Below are 16,573 nucleotides of genomic sequence, written 5' to 3'. Positions count from 1 at the left end.
TTGATGGCTTTTAAGAATACGCTAAAAGGTCATTTATAGTGCTTTTATTAACTAGCTTTAGCATATGCGTTCTAATTCTAAAAGAGGCGAATAAAAACTAAATATGCACTGATTTCAGTGTGGACTCAAACCTTTGCTGAAACAAGTTAAAGGATTCATTGAATGTCACAAATTTTTAGATGGACGTATCTAGTAGGCAAAAAGGTAGTCATTACGCCGTGTATTTAATTAGTTTTTAAAAATTTGACAAACAATTGTCAAATTTACCGTAAACTAGAGAAAATATTGTAACGAATTAAAAATGAAGTATTCAAATTTTTTAGAAAATTTGGTAGACTATGAAAAGGGAAATATTCGGTAATATGAATATAATATTTTCATTTAGGCATCTAAGATGAGAGGTGGTGAGAAAATGGAAGTTACTGATGTAAGATTACGTCATGTACAAACGGATGGTCGCATGCGTGCGATTGCTTCCATTACACTCGACAATGAGTTTGTGGTACATGATATCCGCGTTATTGATGGGAATACAGGCTTATTCGTCGCTATGCCGAGTAAACGAACACCAGATGGCGAATTTAGAGATATTGCGCATCCTATCAACTCAACGACACGTAACAAAATTCAAGAGATTATTTTAAACGCTTATCATAACTCTAGCAATGTGCCAGAGTCGGAACAAGCAGCAGAATTAGAAGGAATTGGCGTATAGTTTTATGAAAATAAATGCTCGTTTAAAGGTTATTTACAAATAAGTATCCTTTTGGCGGAAGAAAATAAAAGGAACTCTTCAATCATTGAGGAGTTCTTTTTATTTTTCAAAAAAGAGAAAAACAGCAAATTGTAGTGTATAGCTCATTACATTCGAGCATAAGGTGTGTTTGATTTAGGAATTCACCGTTTAGTCAATTCTACATGCCTTGAAAATAGATGAATTTTGCTATATAGTCATAAGAGAAAATGAGCGTATTGGAGGACTTACTGATGAGCAATATTTTTGCTGTCATTTTGGCTGCAGGTCAAGGTACACGTATGAAGTCCAAATTATATAAAGTGCTCCATCCAGTATGTGGGAAACCCATGGTACAGCATGTAGTGGATCACATTCAAACGTTAGATGTGAACCGCATCGTAACGGTTGTAGGACATGGTGCAGAAAAAGTAAAACAACAACTTGGAGATAAGAGCGAGTATGTTTTACAAGCTGAACAATTAGGTACAGCACATGCAGTACAACAAGCAGAGTCAATTTTAGGTAGCGAACAAGGAACAACATTAGTTGTTTGCGGTGATACGCCACTTATTCGCCCTGAAACGATGAAAGCTTTATTTGAGCATCATCAAGCAAAAAATGCAAAAGCAACAATTTTAACAGCTGTTGCAGAAAATCCAACTGGCTATGGTCGTATTTTACGTGGCGATGGTGGACAGGTGGAGCAAATTGTTGAACAAAAAGATGCAAGTGAAGAGCAGCAACGAGTAAAAGAAATTAATACTGGGACATATTGCTTCGATAATAAAGCATTATTTGAAACGTTAAAACTTGTGAAAAATGATAATGCACAGGGTGAGTTTTATTTACCTGATGTAATTGAAATTTTACAAAAACAAGGCGATATCGTTGAAGCTTATGTAACGGATGATTTTGAAGAAACACTCGGTGTGAATGACCGTGTGGCATTGTCACAAGCGGAAGAGTTAATGCGTGCGCGTATTAATGAGCGTCATATGCGTAATGGCGTGACAATCATTAACCCAAATGCTACGTACATTAGCTCAGATGCAGTAATTGGTCGTGATACAGTGATTCAACCAGGCTCTATGATTGAAGGAGCAACTGTAATTGGAGAAGATTGTTTAATCGGTCCAAATACACAAATTATCGATAGCCGTATTGGTGACCGTACTTCTGTGCATTCATCTGTTGTACGAGAAAGCACTGTAGCGGAAGATACAGCAATTGGACCGTTTGCACATATTCGTCCACTTTCTGATATCGGTAGCCATGTTAAAATCGGTAACTTTGTAGAAGTGAAGAAAAGTAAATTAGGTAACGACACAAAGGTATCTCATTTAAGCTATATTGGAGATGCTGAAATAGGTAATAACGTCAATGTTGGCTGTGGTTCTATTACAGTAAACTATGATGGGAAGAACAAGTTCCAAACAATTATTGAAGATGATGTATTTGTAGGATGTAATACTAACTTAGTAGCGCCAGTGAAAGTTGGAAAAGGTTCATTTATTGCAGCAGGATCTACAATTACAAAAGAAGTTCCTGAGGATGCACTAGCAATTGCGCGTGCAAGACAAGAAAACAAACCGAATTATGTAAGCAAATTAAATTCAAAATAATTATCAAATAAACAGGAGGCCATCATGCCGTATCAATATGCAAACTCACAATTAAAAATATTTTCACTCAATTCTAATAACCCACTAGCCCAAGAAATTGCGCAAGAAATGGGAGTTGAATTAGGGAAATCTTCAGTTAAGCACTTTAGCGATGGAGAGATTCAAATTAGTATTGAAGAAAGTATTCGTGGTTGTGATGTGTTTATCGTGCAGTCTACTTCTGCACCTGTAAACGAACATTTAATGGAGCTTTTAATTATGGTAGATGCTGTGAAACGCGCATCTGCTCGTACAGTTAACGTTGTAATGCCTTATTATGGTTATGCTCGTCAAGACCGTAAAGCAAAAGCGCGTGAGCCAATTACAGCTAAATTAGTGGCAAACTTACTTGAAACGGCTGGTGCAACACGTGTTATCGTTTTAGACTTACACGCACCACAAATCCAAGGTTTCTTCGATATTTTAATTGACCACTTAATGGCGGTACCTTTACTTTCTGATTACTTCAAATCTAAAGGTATTCCTTCTGAGGAAATCGTAATTGTTTCACCTGACCACGGTGGAGTAACGCGTGCGCGTAAAATGGCAGAACGTTTAAAAGCACCGATTGCAATTATTGACAAACGCCGTCCAAAACCAAATGTTGCGGAAGTGATGAATATCGTTGGTAATGTTGATGGTAAAGTGGCAATCTTGATTGATGATATTATCGATACTGCAGGTACAATTACAATTGGCGCTGACGCTTTACGTGCTGCCGGTGCAAAAGAAGTATATGCTTGCTGCTCACACCCAGTACTATCAGGTCCAGCAATCGAGCGTATTGAAAACTCTGCGATTAAAGAATTAGTAGTAACAAATACAATTCAACTTTCTGAAGAGAAAAAATCACCAAAAATTACAGAGCTTTCAGTAGCTAAATTAATGGCAGATGCAATTTCTCGTGTATACGAAAACAAATCAGTAAGTACTTTATTCGATTAATTTTAATTAGAATAAATTTATATTTGATATAGCATAATGTGTGACAAAAAAAGGACAAATCTACATTTATGAGTAGATTTGTCCTTTTTGTATAGCTATTAAGTTTGAATATTCAAATTAGAGGGTATAATAGTATTTGTTACTGTGTAATATTTACGCTCTTTCGAAAAGAGAGATAAATATTATAAAAGCCTTTAGCGGCTGTCATAAACTAATAACAGAAGAAATAGCGTTTTTTATATTGAATTCTGTAATTGGTATGTGGCATCAGTGTTAAGGCATAAATAATTTTCTTGGAAGGGGAAGGTATAGTATGAGTACAGTCTTAAGTGTAAATAAGCGCGAAGCTGGGCATCGTTCGACATTAACCCAACTTAGAAAAGGGGGAGCCATTCCTGCAGTTATTTATGGCTACAAACTAGATTCAACCCCAATTTCTATTTCAGCGAAAGAATTTAGACAGTTTGTTCAAAAGAACGGGCGTAATGGTGTCATTCCGGTGGAGTTAGATGGTGAAAGGGTAAATGTCGTTGTATCAGAAGTACAAAGATGTACACTGAAAGATGAAGTGAATCATGTAGATTTTTTAGCAATTAATATGTCTGAAGAATTAGAAGTAGACGTAGCGGTAACACTTGTTGGAGAATCAGCTGGTGTAGGCGAAGGTGGCATTTTAATGCAGCCGAATTTGGAAGTTAAAATAAAAGTTAAACCTACTGATATTCCAGAAACATTAGAAATTGATATTACGAAACTAGCAATTGGAGAAACAATTATGGTAGCGGATATTCGCGATCATGTAGATTTTGAAATTGTGAACGAAGATGATCATATTTTAGTAACAATTATGGCGCCAACAGTTTCTGCAGACGATACTGAAGTTGAAGAAAGCGTTGAGTCATAAGATTAAATGTATGTTTGAAGGGAAGGCTATCGAGGAAGTCGTAAAAGACGGACTTGATAGCTTTTTTTGTTGTCGTAAAAATGAACAGTTTTTACGACGGACCGATAAATTTTTATCATACATATATTTGTTCATAACGGGGATGAACGAAATGTTTTCTTATAGCTCAGTATGGTAAAATAATGACTATTAGATTGAAAGAAGTGAGGTACTTATGAAAATTATCGTTGGTTTAGGAAATCCAGGTAAACCTTATGAGCATACAAGACATAATATTGGGTTTGATGTAATTGATGCATTAGCTAAAAAGTGGGATGCACCGTTAGCAACTTCAAAATTCAATGGCATGTATGCAACAGTACATCGTCCTGAAGGCAAGGTTCTACTTGTTAAGCCTTTAACATATATGAACTTATCAGGTGAATGCGTTAGACCTCTCATGGACTATTTTGATATTGATGTAAAAGATTTAATTGTAATCTATGATGATTTAGATTTAGAAACAGGAAAATTGCGTTTGCGTCAAAAAGGTAGTGCGGGTGGACATAACGGCATTAAATCTTTGATTCAACATTTAGGAACACAGGAATTTAATCGAATTCGTATTGGTGTGAGTCGTCCACCGGCTGGCATGAAGGTAGCGGATTATGTGCTATCAAAGTTTTCTAAAGAAGACAATATTGTTATGGCAGATGCTATTGATAATAGTGTTAATGCAATAGAAGCGTCTCTTTCAAAACCATTTCTTGATGTGATGAGCCAATTTAACGGTGCATAATCTCTTTCCAAAATGTCTATACTTTAAGTAGTAAGTTGCTTAAAGGAGGATGATTTGGAGATGGCAATTCGCTACCGTTGTAGGCATTGTGAAGTAGAAATAGGAACACTACCATTTGATGCAGATGATACAATTCGAAAGTTGCATATTTTCGAATTAGGTGAGGCAGATGATTATGTTGAAAAGGATCAACATGGGCAAACGACTGTACACTGCATTTGTGAGCAATGTGAGGATTCGCTTAGACAATATCCAGATTATCACGCACTCAATAAATGGATTCAATAATGGAAGGATGCTTTGGCGCACATTGCGTGCGTTCAAAGCTTTTTCCGTTTTTATTTTTTGAAGTAGAAATATACGCTGCTTTCAATAGTAATGCAAGGATAATAAACATGATGTATAGTAGCGCATTATGTTTTCTATACCGAGAGTTTAATGACTAGGACAATTACACAAAGGTGAACTTGATAATTAGACAAATGAAATGTGTAATATTGTACTAGATTGATAGTATGAGGCACATTGAATAATTAGAATTTTCGCGCTGAAAGGAGCTTTTGACTGTGGAAGTTTTACGACAGATTGTGTCGCAGGACAAACATATCACATCATTTTTACAGGAGATTCAGAGCGGCAATACAGCATCTCAGCTCATTACAGGTTTAACAGGAAGCGCACGGCCAATTATGGTCGATGCGTTATTTGACCATGTACAAAAACCAATTTATATTGTGTCGCCCAATCTATTGCAGGCACAAAAAATGGCGGATGAGCTTGTAGGGTTATTAGGAGAGGAATATGTCCACTATTACCCAGCAGATGAGTTTATTGCTGCAGACTTATCAGTAGCCTCTCCGGAGCTTCGAGCAGAGCGTATCGCAACGCTTGATTGTTTAGCGAGAGGTGAAAAAGCCGTTTACATTATACCTATTGCTGGCTTGCGGAAAATGATGCCCCCGAAAGAACATTGGATACATTATTTTTTACAGACTGCCGTAGGCGAGGAAGTACAAATAGAGGAATGGCTCCAAACGCTTGTAGCGATGGGATATGTCCGTAACTCAATGGTAACGACGCCTGGTGAATTTGCGTTGCGTGGAGGCATTTTAGATATATATCCTCCGTATTTAGAGGCACCTATTCGAATCGAGTTATTTGATACGGAAGTAGACTCGATTCGTACGTTTTCTGCAGATGATCAGCGTTCAATAGATAAATTACAAAAAGTTCGTATTTTACCTGCGTCAGAAGTAATTTTGACAAAGGAAGAACGAATAGCTTTAGCAGGTCGTTTAGAAATTGCATTAGCGACAAGCTTGAAAAAAGTAAAGAAACAGGAGACGAAAGAGCTTCTGTATCAACATATTCAATACGATATTGAACTGTTGCAACAAGGAAACCTCCCAGATTTCGTTAATAAATATGGCTCGTTGTTATATGATAAAACGGCATATTTAGGTGATTATTTTGCACAGGATGGCATCGTATTATTTGATGAGCTTGGCCGCATTCAGGAAGTAATGGATGCATGGGAGCGTGAAGAAGAAGAGTGGTTTTTATCACTGATTGAAGAGGGGAAAATGGTACACGATGTGAAGCCAGCCTTTTCTTTAAAGGAGATAATGGCTATGCTGTCACAGCAGAAGCTATATTTCTCATTATTTTCACGTACGTTTGCTGGTATTACCTTTAATAAGACAACTAATTTTTCATGTAAGCCGATGCAGCAATTCCACGGGCAAATGGCGTTATTACAAAATGAAGTTGAACGCTGGCAGCTCGGTAAATTTACAGTGCTTATCGTAGCTAGGGATAAAAACCGCGTGAAACGTGTACAGCAAATGCTTGAGGAATACGATATTCATGCAACGATTGGGGAGCCGACTGAGTCTGGTCTCTATATTGTAGAAGGCGGATTATCAAGCGGATTTGAATTGCCTTTGCAGCGTTTGGCAGTCGTAACAGAGGATGAATTATTTAAACAGCAAGCAAAGAAAAAATCACGCCCTCAAAAAATGACAAATGCAGAGCGTATTAAAAGCTATACAGAAATTAAGCCGGGCGACTATGTCGTGCACGTGCACCATGGGATTGGGAAATATATCGGTGTAGAAACACTAGTAGTCAATGGGACACATAAAGATTATTTGCACATACGATATCGCGCAGATGATAAATTATATGTGCCTGTGGAGCAAATCGATTTAATTCAAAAATATGTGGCATCTGAAGATCGCGAACCGAAGCTACATAAATTAGGTGGAGCGGAGTGGAAAAAAGCTAAAGCAAAGGTTTCCTCTGCCGTTCAAGATATTGCAGATGATTTAATTAAACTCTATGCTAAGCGTGAAGCGGAAAAAGGGCATGCTTTTGCGCCTGATAATGATGATCAACGTAATTTTGAGACATCATTCCCTTATGAAGAAACAGAAGATCAGCTACGTTCGATTATTGAAGTAAAACGTGATATGGAACGAGAACGCCCAATGGATCGCCTAGTATGTGGCGACGTAGGATATGGCAAAACAGAAGTTGCCATTCGTGCGGCATTTAAAGCCATTCAAGATGGTAAGCAAGTTGCCTTCCTCGTACCTACGACGATTTTAGCGCAGCAGCACTACGAGACAATCCGCGAGAGATTCCAGGACTTTGCAATTAATGTTGGTCTACTATCTCGCTTCCGCACGAAAAAAGAGCAAGTAGCGACATTAAAAGGTTTAAAAGACGGGCAAGTTGATATTGTAATAGGAACTCATCGAATTTTATCTAAAGATTTAACGTTCCAAGATCTTGGTCTACTCATTGTAGATGAGGAACAGCGCTTTGGTGTTACACATAAGGAAAAAATTAAACAGCTGAAAACAAATGTTGACGTGTTAACTTTAACAGCAACACCTATTCCAAGAACGCTGCATATGTCGATGGTTGGTGTACGTGATTTATCGGTTATTGAAACGCCTCCTGCAAACCGTTTCCCTGTGCAAACTTATGTTATGGAGCATAGCGGTGCACTAGTACGAGAAGCAATTGAGCGTGAAATGGCACGTGGTGGCCAAGTATTTTACTTATACAATCGAGTGGAGGATATGGCACGGAAGGTTGATGAGATTCAAACGCTTGTCCCTGAAGCGCGTATCGGACATGCACACGGTAAAATGACTGAATCACAATTAGAATCTGTCATTTTAGCATTTATTGAAGGGGATTATGATGTTCTTGTTACGACGACAATTATCGAGACTGGAGTAGATATTCCTAATGTCAACACGCTTATTGTCCATGACGCAGATCGAATGGGTTTAGCCCAACTGTATCAATTACGAGGTCGTGTAGGGCGATCAAATCGAGTAGCGTATGCCTACTTTATGTATCAGCGTGATAAAGTACTCACAGATGTAGCGGAGCAACGACTACAAGCTATTAAAGAGTTTACGGAGCTCGGATCTGGTTTTAAAATTGCGATGCGTGATTTATCGATTCGTGGAGCTGGTAATTTATTAGGTGCACAGCAACATGGCTTTATTGATTCTGTTGGCTTTGACTTGTACTCGCAAATGCTAGAAGAGGCCATTGCAGAACGACAAACTGGCGTGAAAAAAGAGGATAAGCCAGAGATAGAAATTTTACTGAACATCGATGCTTATATTCCTGATACGTATATTCCAGATGGCTATCAAAAAATTCAAATGTATAAACGCATTAAAGCGATGGACCAAGTGGATGAATACGAAGAAATTATTGAAGAATTGCAAGACCGTTTCGGTGATTTACCAATTGAAACAGAACGTTTACTGCGAATTGCACGTATGAAAATTTGGGGCTTAGAAATGGGCGTTTCCTCTATTAAAGAAAAGCAAAAGGTTATCTCTATTTTGATATCTGAAGAGGGTTCTGCAAAAGTAGATGGTAGTAAAATTGTAACTGAAACGATGAAATTTGAGCGAGCTGTTGGCTTCGGTATGGATAGTATGCAGTTGATATTGACAATTGATGAGCGTAAATGCAATAAATACCATCATTTTGATATATTAGAAGAAATAATGCAGATTATTGCAAAATCGAAAAAAAATATGTGAAAAAAGGCTGAACTTGTTGACAAATTGGCAAGTTCAGCCTTATTGTATGAAAAGACAAATTTTTATTAAAAAAAATAATGTTGGATTCAAAATCCTTTTCGTTCATTTTTTGCATAGATTGTCTTGAGAAAAACCATACTATTGTTGTAGAAAAATTTTAATGAATACGAAAGCGAGGCAGTTTAGCATGAAAGCAACAGGAATTGTTCGTCGTATAGATGATTTAGGACGTGTGGTAATACCGAAAGAAATTCGTAGAACGCTACGTATTCGCGAAGGTGACCCGTTAGAAATTTATACGGACCGTGAAGGTGAAATCATTTTGAAAAAGTATTCTCCAATTAATGATTTAGGAGAATTCGCACGTGAGTATGTAGAAACATTGTATGAAACGCTAGGTACTCCAGCGTTTGTAACAGACCGAGACGAAGTAATCGCTGTTGCAGGGATTGGCAAGAAAGAATATATTAATCGCCGTATTACATCTTTTGCAGAAGGATTTATGGACGAACGCTCAACAAAAATTGAGAAAATGGAAACAACTATTGAAATTGTTCCTGGACAATATGAACAAGTTAAATCATATTGTGCAACACCAATCATGGTGAATGGTGATCCAATTGGTTGTATCATTGTTTTATCTAAAGTACATTTTGTTGGCGAAGTAGAAGTAAAAGTAGTGGAAACAGCAGCTAATTTCTTAGCAAAACAAATGAATAATTGATGAACATCGAAAGTTATTGTCATGACTCTTTTAGGGTGAACAATAACTTTTTTTGTATACATAATGCTGTACCGATAGCGGAGACAGTGTTAACGTGAGCGTCATACTTTTGAGGTATGCTATACTATTGGCATTGTTAAATGAAGGAAAGAGGACAATTTATGTCGGAACGATTTGGTATGAAAAGTTACATGAAGGGCGCGGCATTACTAACCATTGCAGCCCTCATTGTGAAAGTTTTAAGCGCAATTTATCGTGTACCTTTTCAAAATCTAGTTGGTGACGAAGGATTTTACATTTATCAACAAGTGTATCCTGTAATATCCATCTTTGTAGTATGGACATCAAGCGGTTTTGCGGTAGCTATTTCAAAAATGCTTGCAGATAATGATTGTATTGTAGATGAGGAAGAACGTACACAGAAAAGACGAAGCATTATGCGGATTATTTTTCGTTATTTAACAGTACTTTCCTTTGTGTTTTTTGGTGTTTTATTTGCTGGGGCAGATGTACTTGCGAAAATGATGGGTGATGCCAATCTTGCGCTATTACTACGCACAGGATCTTTTATTGTATTAGTAATGCCTGCACTTGCTATTTTTAAGGGTGGCTTTCAATCGAGAGGGATTATGGAGCCAATTGCTTATGCACAAGTACTGGAGCAAACGGTAAGAGTTTCCGTTATATTAGCTGGTACGTTTATAATTATGACAACGACAAAGTCCCTCTATGGGGCAGGACAAATGGCTATAATTGGGACGGTCGTCGGAGAAGTAGTTGGCTTATTATTAATTGCGTTTCTTTTTAAAAAACGCTTTGGTTCTTTTATTGGCAAACAACAACAACGAATAGCAAGCTTTCCTGTGTTAAAAGAGGTGACATTGCTTAGTTTAAGTGTGAGTATGAGTAGCTTGTTATTGCTTGGCTATCAGCTTGTCGATTCATTTACTATTTTTTCGCTACTCATAGATAGCGGAATGGACGAGACATTAGCTAAGGAAACAAAAGGTATTTATGACCGCGGACAACCATTGGTGCAATTAGGGGTTGTCATTGCAGCATCATTATCGCTTGCTATTGTGCCACTTGTTGCACATATGTCTAACAAGCAAAATGGGCGCAGTGCGATGCCGTTTATACAGCTTACGTATAGGGCCTCCGTATTGTTTGGCTGGGCAGCTTCACTAGGGCTAATACTAGTCATGCCTTATATTAATGCCATGCTATTTAAAACAGATGCACTATCAGAAGTACTTATGTTATATGTTTTACAAATTGTACCGTTGTCAATTATTTTGACATTTACAGCTATTTTGCAAGGTTTTGGGAAATTAAAAATGCCAGCTCTGTTTTTATTTGTAGGTTTTTTATTAAAAGTGTTACTAAATGTCTTCACAATTGCACCGTTTGGTGTTCTAGGCGCTGCTGTTGCTAATAATGTGGGACTTTTGTTCACAGCATTAGCGCTCGTGCTGTACTTAAAGAAAATTACAGGCATTCAATTGGCACCTGCAAGCTTTTATCAAAAGCTTGGCATTGCCTCATTATGTATGTCAGTGGTAGTAATCCTTTGGCTTCAATTTATCCCAGCTTTGTTAAATGGATTTTTATCTGAACGCCTTGTCGCTGTGGTTGCTGGCTTCAGTGCGGTTTGTATTGGCGCAATAGTGATGATTACTTGCATTGCAAAACTACGAGTACTTGCTGAAAAAGAATGGTATTTACTACCTTTTGGTCGTAGAATGGCTGTTTATCAACTATGGTTAAATAGAAAGAAGTAGGTGGAGTTATTGAATACATTAACGATAATTGGCCTTGGCGCTGGTGATTTCAATCAGTTGCAAATGGGCGTTTATAAAAAATTAATAGCGGCAAAGAAGTTGTTTGTCCGGACGGTTGATCACCCTGTATTAGAGGAGTTAGCTAACGAAGGCTTACAATTTGAAAGCTTTGACGCTGTATATGAGAAGCATAGTACATTCCAGCCGGTGTATGAAGAAATTGCGCAAAGATTAATCGAGGCTACTGCAATGGGAGACGTGATGTACGCTGTACCTGGTCATCCGCTTGTTGCAGAGCAAACGGTGCAGCTTCTTATTCGAGCAGCGCAAGAAGAAAAGGTCAATGTAGTAATAGAAGGTGGTCAGAGCTTTTTAGACCCTATTTTTGGTGCTTTAAAAATTGACCCAATTGAGGGCTTTCAATTACTAGATGGCACAAGCTTTTCGATGCATGACATTAATATGCGCCAGCACATTTTAATTGCACAAGTGTATGATACATTCAGCGCGTCGGAAGTGAAGCTGACATTGATGGAGAAATATGATGATGAATATCCAGTAACGGTCGTTACAGCAGCGGGTTCCTCTCAAGAAAAGCTAGTGACCGTTCCGCTATATGAGCTTGACCAAAGTGTTGAGGTAAATAATTTAACAACGGTTTATGTACCTCCTGTGACTTCTCAAGAGGAAGCATTACGTGATTGGGCAACTTTCCGCCAAATTATTGCTACTTTGCGTGGACCAAATGGGTGTCCGTGGGATCAAAAGCAAACACATGAATCGTTAAAGAAATATTTACTAGAGGAAGCACATGAATATTTAGCCGCTGTAGATGCAGAAGATGATTTTGCGATGATTGAAGAGCTTGGGGATGTGTTATTACAAGTATTTCTACATGCGCAAATTGGAGAAGATCAAGGCTACTTCACATTAGAGGATGTTTTAGCTTCAATTAGTGAGAAAATGATTCGTCGTCATCCTCATGTATTTGGAGATGTCACAGTTGAAGATGCTGATGGTGTCATTGTCAATTGGGAAGCAATCAAGGCTGAAGAAAAAGGGATTAGTGACAAGCCGTTATTGGAAGAGGAATATCGTGCGTCATCTGCACTGCAAACAGCGTACAATTATCAAAAAAGGGCAGCTAAAGTTGGTTTTGATTGGCCAAATGTAGATGGCGCATGGGATAAGTTTGCAGAAGAGTGGCAGGAATTCCGTCATGAAGTGGCGAAAGGGTCTAATATGACGCGTCTCGATGAATTTGGAGATGTGTTATTTACGCTCGTTAATTTAGCTCGCTTTTACAAGCTATCACCCGAAGAGGCCATGTTGCATGCAAATGAGAAGTTTGCAAGACGCTTTGGCTATGTTGAAGCGAAAGTAAAAGCTAGTGGTAAGCCATTTTCAGATTATACACTGGAACAATTAGATGCTTTTTGGCATGAAGCAAAGCAACTTGAGAAGGAGTAATAATATGCGATTAGATAAATATTTAAAAGTTTCACGATTAATAAAACGACGTACGTTAGCAAAAGAAGTCGCTGACCAAGGTCGTATCACAATTAATAGTAAAGTAGCGAAGGCTAGTAGTAGTGTGAAGGCTGGCGATGAACTAGCTATTCGTTTTGGCCAAAAAATTGTCACAGCTCGCGTGGAAGAGTTACGTGACACTGTAAAAAAAGAAGATGCAGCAAAGATGTTTACAATATTAAAAGAAGAGCGTCTTGAAAAGGTTGAGCCTGAATTTATTGATGACGAAGACTAATTTTCACTTTGTTTCAGCAGAAGTTCACTATGGGGATAAACGCCAATACGGATTTCTTAGGGTTTAAACGCTGGCTGAACCAAGTTAAAGATTCCTGCAGGTGTTTCAAATTTTAATTGTGCTCGAAAAAATCTGAGCGCAATTATACTGAGTTGTAATTGATTTGCTAGTAACGTTAAAAATTTTTTCTTAATAAAAGTAAGGCAACTTTCATAAAGTTTGTCATGCTTTTAAGGTTGTCCGCATAAAGTGAACAGAAGCTAGGACGACTAAAGGAGGAAAAAAATGACGCTACATCAAGAAAGTAATCGTTACACAATTCCATCTGGAGAACATATTTTAACGATTCGTAATCGTAAAAGAATGGACATGACTTCTGTAAAATCAATTGAACGCTTTGATCAGGAAGAGTTTTTTATTAAGACGTCCCAAGGGCATTTATTGATTCGTGGAGAGGAACTGCATATCGTTCACTTAGATGTTGACAAAGGGTTATTGACGCTTGAAGGAACTGTAAAAACCTTGCAGTATGACGAGGAGGAAAGTGGCTTCTCGAAAGGTTTCCTTCATAAATTGTTTGGATGATTGTTAGTCAGCAATTCGTTCAGCTATTAGTCATGGTTGTGAGCGGTATCGCAGTTGGATTTATTATTGATAGTGTAAGGCTCATTGTTTTTTCAACTCCAAAAAGGTCAAGCCTCCGAAAGTGGATGATGGTTTTAGAATTGTTGACTTGGATTCTGCTCGGAGGGTTAACGTATTATTTATTGTTTTGGTTAAAAGATGGCGCATGGCGGGCTTACGACCCGCTTGCGCAGATTGCTGGTATATTTTTATATCAAACCTTTTTTCAAACCTTTTTACGTTTCATTGCACGTATAATAGTGAATATAACATGGAAACCATTTTGGTTTATCGTACGTTTAATAATCGCTATTATTCGACAAATCCTACACATATTAATGAAAATTGGTGCATTCGTCTTAAGACCTTTTGTCAAAATTTATTCGTATTTGTCCTACACTTTATTAAAAAAATTTCGATATATCAAGTATAATAAAAGACAACAATAACTTCGGAGGTGCGGGCATGACTAAACGTCATTCATCAAAAGATGAACAACAAAACTACACAAAGCTTGATAATGACTATGTCCGTAACACGGATAAAGCTATGAATCGTAAAGTGCAATCGCGTAAACGAAAAATGCGCCGTATTGTTTTTTTTGCGATTGTGCCAGTCGTCATTATCGCCTTCCTCATAAATATTCTAGTCCATCAATCTGAGACGCTAGCTGAAAAAGAAAAGAAAAAACAAGAGGCAACTCAGCATTTGGTAAAGGTAAAAGATGAGCAGGATTCGTTAAATCTTAAGATTAAACAATTAGAAGATGATGAGTATATTGCAAAGCTTTTACGCAAAGAGTACTTCCTATCAGAAGAAGGTGAAATTATTTTCATTATTCCTGATAAGGAAGATAAAAAAGACGACTGAAAAGCTATGTATTGTTGACACACTTTTTTAGTTATATATAATGAAAAGAGAAACTTATTGAAGTAAAAAGTTTGATTAAATTGATTACATGGCTCAAAAGAGTCGCTTAATTTTTAAGGAGGAGCATTTTTTTTATGTCAATTGAAGTAGGCAGCAAGGTACAAGGTAAAGTAACAGGAATCACAAATTTTGGAGCATTCGTTGAGCTGCCAGACGGCAAAACAGGCTTAGTACACATCAGTGAAGTTGCTGACAATTATGTAAAAGATATCAATGAGCATCTAAAAGTTGGAGATGAAGTTGAAGTAAAAGTGATGAATGTTGAAGCGGATGGAAAGATTGGTCTTTCAATCCGTAAAGCAAAGCCTCAAGTTGAGAGACCAGAGCGTCCTCAACGTCCGCGTCGTGACAATCGTTCTAATGATCGTAACGAACGCCATCAGCCGAAGGAAAACTTTGAGCAAAAAATGGCACGTTTCTTAAAAGATAGTGATGAACGTCTAGCAACATTAAAACGTGCTACAGAGTCAAAACGTGGTGGTCGCGGGGCTAGAAGAGGGTAGTTTGCTGACTGTTTTAATCGTAGAAAAAGTGTATTAAATAGAACGGGGATTAGCTTTTGTTTATAACAAAGGCTAATCTTTTTTGTTTGTAAGCACAAATTCGATACAGTAGCTAAAGGGCAGTTAGTATTACTGGAATTAAAAAACGTAATTTCATGTAGTTGAAATTACGTGGTGAAGTACGATTTTGGATAGGGCGTACCTATAAAGTTGAAGTCGGTCCTTTTTTCTTCTTTGGAGCTGACACAGGCTGCTCCGATGTTGTTTCAGGTGTTTTCTCTACAGGATTAGTCACCATTTTTACGAGTAAGTACACACCATATACGCTTATGATGAGACCTGCAAGAAGTAAGAAAATTTGAATGGCAAAGGGTAAGTTGATAAGTATTGATACGAGAATGATCATTGAGCCACTCCCGCATGTTAAAGCAGCTTTAGTTAATGAACCCAAAGACAGTGAACCTCCTAGTAACATGTGCATTTTATAATAAGTATGCCATATTTTGAGAAGGTAAGCATACTAAAATGCTAACGATACTTATTACTATGTCCGAAACAATAAAAAAACGTCTCAGATGTACATCTGAGACGTTTTTACATGTATGACCCCTACGGGATTCGAACCCGTGTTACCGCCGTGAAAGGGCGGTGTCTTAACCGCTTGACCAAGGGGCCAATTATGGTGGCGGCCGAGGGGATCGAACCCCCGACCTTACGGGTATGAACCGTACGCTCTAGCCAGCTGAGCTAGGCCGCCAAAATATTATTGGAGCGGAAGACGAGGTTCGAACTCGCGACCCCCACCTTGGCAAGGTGGTGTTCTACCACTGAACTACTTCCGCATGTCTTTTTAAAGGACAAGTTAAATAATACAATCCATTAAACAAAGTGTCAATATCTTTATAAAAAAAGTTTAATAAAAATCTAATAAAGTTGAAAAAACGTGTATTAGCTTAATGAAAAGACAAAGAAATGAATAATTTGAACGCGAAAATTGACATTAGTACCATAAATACAGTTAATAGTGGAATATTGCGAAAAATAATTACTGCAAACATGTACAGCTACCCATTTTTTTAGTAGTTACTGACATTTATCGTATTTATGCATATGTATTCGTCGAAATGTTTATATTTTTTTTTG

Annotated in this window: 16 protein-coding genes and 3 tRNA genes; 15 read left to right on the top strand and 4 right to left on the bottom strand. The window is 37.7% G+C overall.

Annotation, left to right across the window (positions count from 1 at the left end):
- The first annotated feature begins 412 nt into the window (after positions 1-412).
- The 15 genes from spoVG to NSQ74_RS03055 all read left to right on the top strand — a co-directional run bounded on the left by spoVG (position 413) and on the right by NSQ74_RS03055 (position 15,430).
- Complete coding sequence (spoVG, locus tag NSQ74_RS03125) at positions 413-715, top strand: septation regulator SpoVG (RefSeq protein WP_340821449.1); 303 nt, start codon at positions 413-415, stop codon at positions 713-715.
- A 272-nt stretch (positions 716-987) separates the two neighbouring features.
- On the top strand, positions 988-2,358 hold the full coding sequence (glmU, locus tag NSQ74_RS03120; RefSeq protein ID WP_340821448.1) for a bifunctional UDP-N-acetylglucosamine diphosphorylase/glucosamine-1-phosphate N-acetyltransferase GlmU: 1,371 nt from the start codon (positions 988-990) through the stop codon (positions 2,356-2,358).
- Between the two features lie 24 nt (positions 2,359-2,382).
- Positions 2,383-3,342 carry a ribose-phosphate diphosphokinase gene (locus tag NSQ74_RS03115; protein WP_340821447.1) on the top strand — a complete coding sequence of 320 codons (960 nt, stop codon included), beginning with the start codon at positions 2,383-2,385 and terminating at the stop codon, positions 3,340-3,342.
- Between the two features lie 313 nt (positions 3,343-3,655).
- Complete coding sequence (locus NSQ74_RS03110) at positions 3,656-4,246, top strand: 50S ribosomal protein L25/general stress protein Ctc (RefSeq protein WP_340821445.1); 591 nt, start codon at positions 3,656-3,658, stop codon at positions 4,244-4,246.
- Between the two features lie 214 nt (positions 4,247-4,460).
- On the top strand, positions 4,461-5,024 hold the full coding sequence (pth, locus tag NSQ74_RS03105) for an aminoacyl-tRNA hydrolase (RefSeq protein ID WP_340821444.1): 564 nt from the start codon (positions 4,461-4,463) through the stop codon (positions 5,022-5,024).
- A gap of 60 nt (positions 5,025-5,084) precedes the next feature.
- Entirely contained in the window at positions 5,085-5,312 is a 228-nt protein-coding gene (locus NSQ74_RS03100; RefSeq protein WP_228134495.1) for an anti-sigma-F factor Fin, read from the top strand.
- A 278-nt stretch (positions 5,313-5,590) separates the two neighbouring features.
- Complete coding sequence (mfd, locus tag NSQ74_RS03095) at positions 5,591-9,103, top strand: transcription-repair coupling factor (RefSeq protein ID WP_340821443.1); 3,513 nt, start codon at positions 5,591-5,593, stop codon at positions 9,101-9,103.
- Positions 9,104-9,290: 187 nt separating this feature from the next.
- Entirely contained in the window at positions 9,291-9,827 is a 537-nt protein-coding gene (gene spoVT, locus NSQ74_RS03090; protein ID WP_107896456.1) for a stage V sporulation protein T, read from the top strand.
- Between the two features lie 161 nt (positions 9,828-9,988).
- Positions 9,989-11,608 (top strand): putative polysaccharide biosynthesis protein, encoded by a 1,620-nt coding sequence (locus tag NSQ74_RS03085; RefSeq protein ID WP_340821442.1) that lies wholly within the window; start codon positions 9,989-9,991, stop codon positions 11,606-11,608.
- Between the two features lie 9 nt (positions 11,609-11,617).
- Positions 11,618-13,078 carry a nucleoside triphosphate pyrophosphohydrolase gene (mazG, locus tag NSQ74_RS03080; RefSeq protein WP_340821441.1) on the top strand — a complete coding sequence of 487 codons (1,461 nt, stop codon included), beginning with the start codon at positions 11,618-11,620 and terminating at the stop codon, positions 13,076-13,078.
- 4 nt (positions 13,079-13,082) lie between these two features.
- Positions 13,083-13,373 carry an RNA-binding S4 domain-containing protein gene (locus NSQ74_RS03075; RefSeq protein WP_228134262.1) on the top strand — a complete coding sequence of 97 codons (291 nt, stop codon included), beginning with the start codon at positions 13,083-13,085 and terminating at the stop codon, positions 13,371-13,373.
- A 285-nt stretch (positions 13,374-13,658) separates the two neighbouring features.
- Positions 13,659-13,958 carry a sporulation protein YabP gene (yabP, locus tag NSQ74_RS03070; protein WP_004229167.1) on the top strand — a complete coding sequence of 100 codons (300 nt, stop codon included), beginning with the start codon at positions 13,659-13,661 and terminating at the stop codon, positions 13,956-13,958.
- Positions 13,955-14,446 carry a spore cortex biosynthesis protein YabQ gene (gene yabQ, locus NSQ74_RS03065; protein WP_340821440.1) on the top strand — a complete coding sequence of 164 codons (492 nt, stop codon included), beginning with the start codon at positions 13,955-13,957 and terminating at the stop codon, positions 14,444-14,446. Before yabP ends, yabQ begins: the two co-directional genes overlap by 4 nt.
- A 16-nt stretch (positions 14,447-14,462) precedes the next feature.
- On the top strand, positions 14,463-14,867 hold the full coding sequence (locus NSQ74_RS03060) for an FtsB family cell division protein (RefSeq protein ID WP_340821438.1): 405 nt from the start codon (positions 14,463-14,465) through the stop codon (positions 14,865-14,867).
- 134 nt (positions 14,868-15,001) lie between these two features.
- Positions 15,002-15,430 carry a S1 domain-containing RNA-binding protein gene (locus NSQ74_RS03055; RefSeq protein ID WP_219363866.1) on the top strand — a complete coding sequence of 143 codons (429 nt, stop codon included), beginning with the start codon at positions 15,002-15,004 and terminating at the stop codon, positions 15,428-15,430.
- Between the two features lie 202 nt (positions 15,431-15,632).
- Here NSQ74_RS03055 and NSQ74_RS03050 read toward each other — a convergent pair whose 3' ends face one another.
- From NSQ74_RS03050 to NSQ74_RS03035, 4 genes are all read right to left on the bottom strand, one after another.
- Positions 15,633-15,881: a hypothetical protein gene (locus NSQ74_RS03050; protein WP_340821435.1), complete on the bottom strand. Its 249-nt coding sequence runs from the start codon at positions 15,879-15,881 to the stop codon at positions 15,633-15,635.
- Between the two features lie 152 nt (positions 15,882-16,033).
- A tRNA-Glu gene (locus tag NSQ74_RS03045) sits at positions 16,034-16,105 on the bottom strand.
- A 5-nt stretch (positions 16,106-16,110) separates the two neighbouring features.
- Positions 16,111-16,187: transfer RNA gene (locus NSQ74_RS03040), tRNA-Met, on the bottom strand.
- A gap of 10 nt (positions 16,188-16,197) precedes the next feature.
- A tRNA-Gly gene (locus tag NSQ74_RS03035) sits at positions 16,198-16,272 on the bottom strand.
- Between the last annotated feature and the right edge of the window lie 301 nt (positions 16,273-16,573).

The organism is Lysinibacillus sp. FSL W8-0992 (assembly GCF_038008685.1).
Lineage (GTDB): Bacteria > Bacillota > Bacilli > Bacillales_A > Planococcaceae > Lysinibacillus.
This window is presented reverse-complemented; position numbering and strand designations above follow the sequence as displayed.

Excerpts from the sequence above, each read along its gene's own strand:
- spoVG (WP_340821449.1), top strand. The coding sequence starts at position 413 with ATGGAAGTTACTGATGTAAGATTACGTCATGTACAAACGGATGGTCGC.
- glmU (WP_340821448.1), top strand. The coding sequence starts at position 988 with ATGAGCAATATTTTTGCTGTCATTTTGGCTGCAGGTCAAGGTACACGT.
- NSQ74_RS03115 (WP_340821447.1), top strand. The coding sequence starts at position 2,383 with ATGCCGTATCAATATGCAAACTCACAATTAAAAATATTTTCACTCAAT.
- NSQ74_RS03110 (WP_340821445.1), top strand. The coding sequence starts at position 3,656 with ATGAGTACAGTCTTAAGTGTAAATAAGCGCGAAGCTGGGCATCGTTCG.
- pth (WP_340821444.1), top strand. The coding sequence starts at position 4,461 with ATGAAAATTATCGTTGGTTTAGGAAATCCAGGTAAACCTTATGAGCAT.
- NSQ74_RS03100 (WP_228134495.1), top strand. The coding sequence starts at position 5,085 with ATGGCAATTCGCTACCGTTGTAGGCATTGTGAAGTAGAAATAGGAACA.
- spoVT (WP_107896456.1), top strand. The coding sequence starts at position 9,291 with ATGAAAGCAACAGGAATTGTTCGTCGTATAGATGATTTAGGACGTGTG.
- NSQ74_RS03085 (WP_340821442.1), top strand. The coding sequence starts at position 9,989 with ATGTCGGAACGATTTGGTATGAAAAGTTACATGAAGGGCGCGGCATTA.
- NSQ74_RS03075 (WP_228134262.1), top strand. The coding sequence starts at position 13,083 with ATGCGATTAGATAAATATTTAAAAGTTTCACGATTAATAAAACGACGT.
- yabP (WP_004229167.1), top strand. The coding sequence starts at position 13,659 with ATGACGCTACATCAAGAAAGTAATCGTTACACAATTCCATCTGGAGAA.
- yabQ (WP_340821440.1), top strand. The coding sequence starts at position 13,955 with ATGATTGTTAGTCAGCAATTCGTTCAGCTATTAGTCATGGTTGTGAGC.
- NSQ74_RS03060 (WP_340821438.1), top strand. The coding sequence starts at position 14,463 with ATGACTAAACGTCATTCATCAAAAGATGAACAACAAAACTACACAAAG.
- NSQ74_RS03055 (WP_219363866.1), top strand. The coding sequence starts at position 15,002 with ATGTCAATTGAAGTAGGCAGCAAGGTACAAGGTAAAGTAACAGGAATC.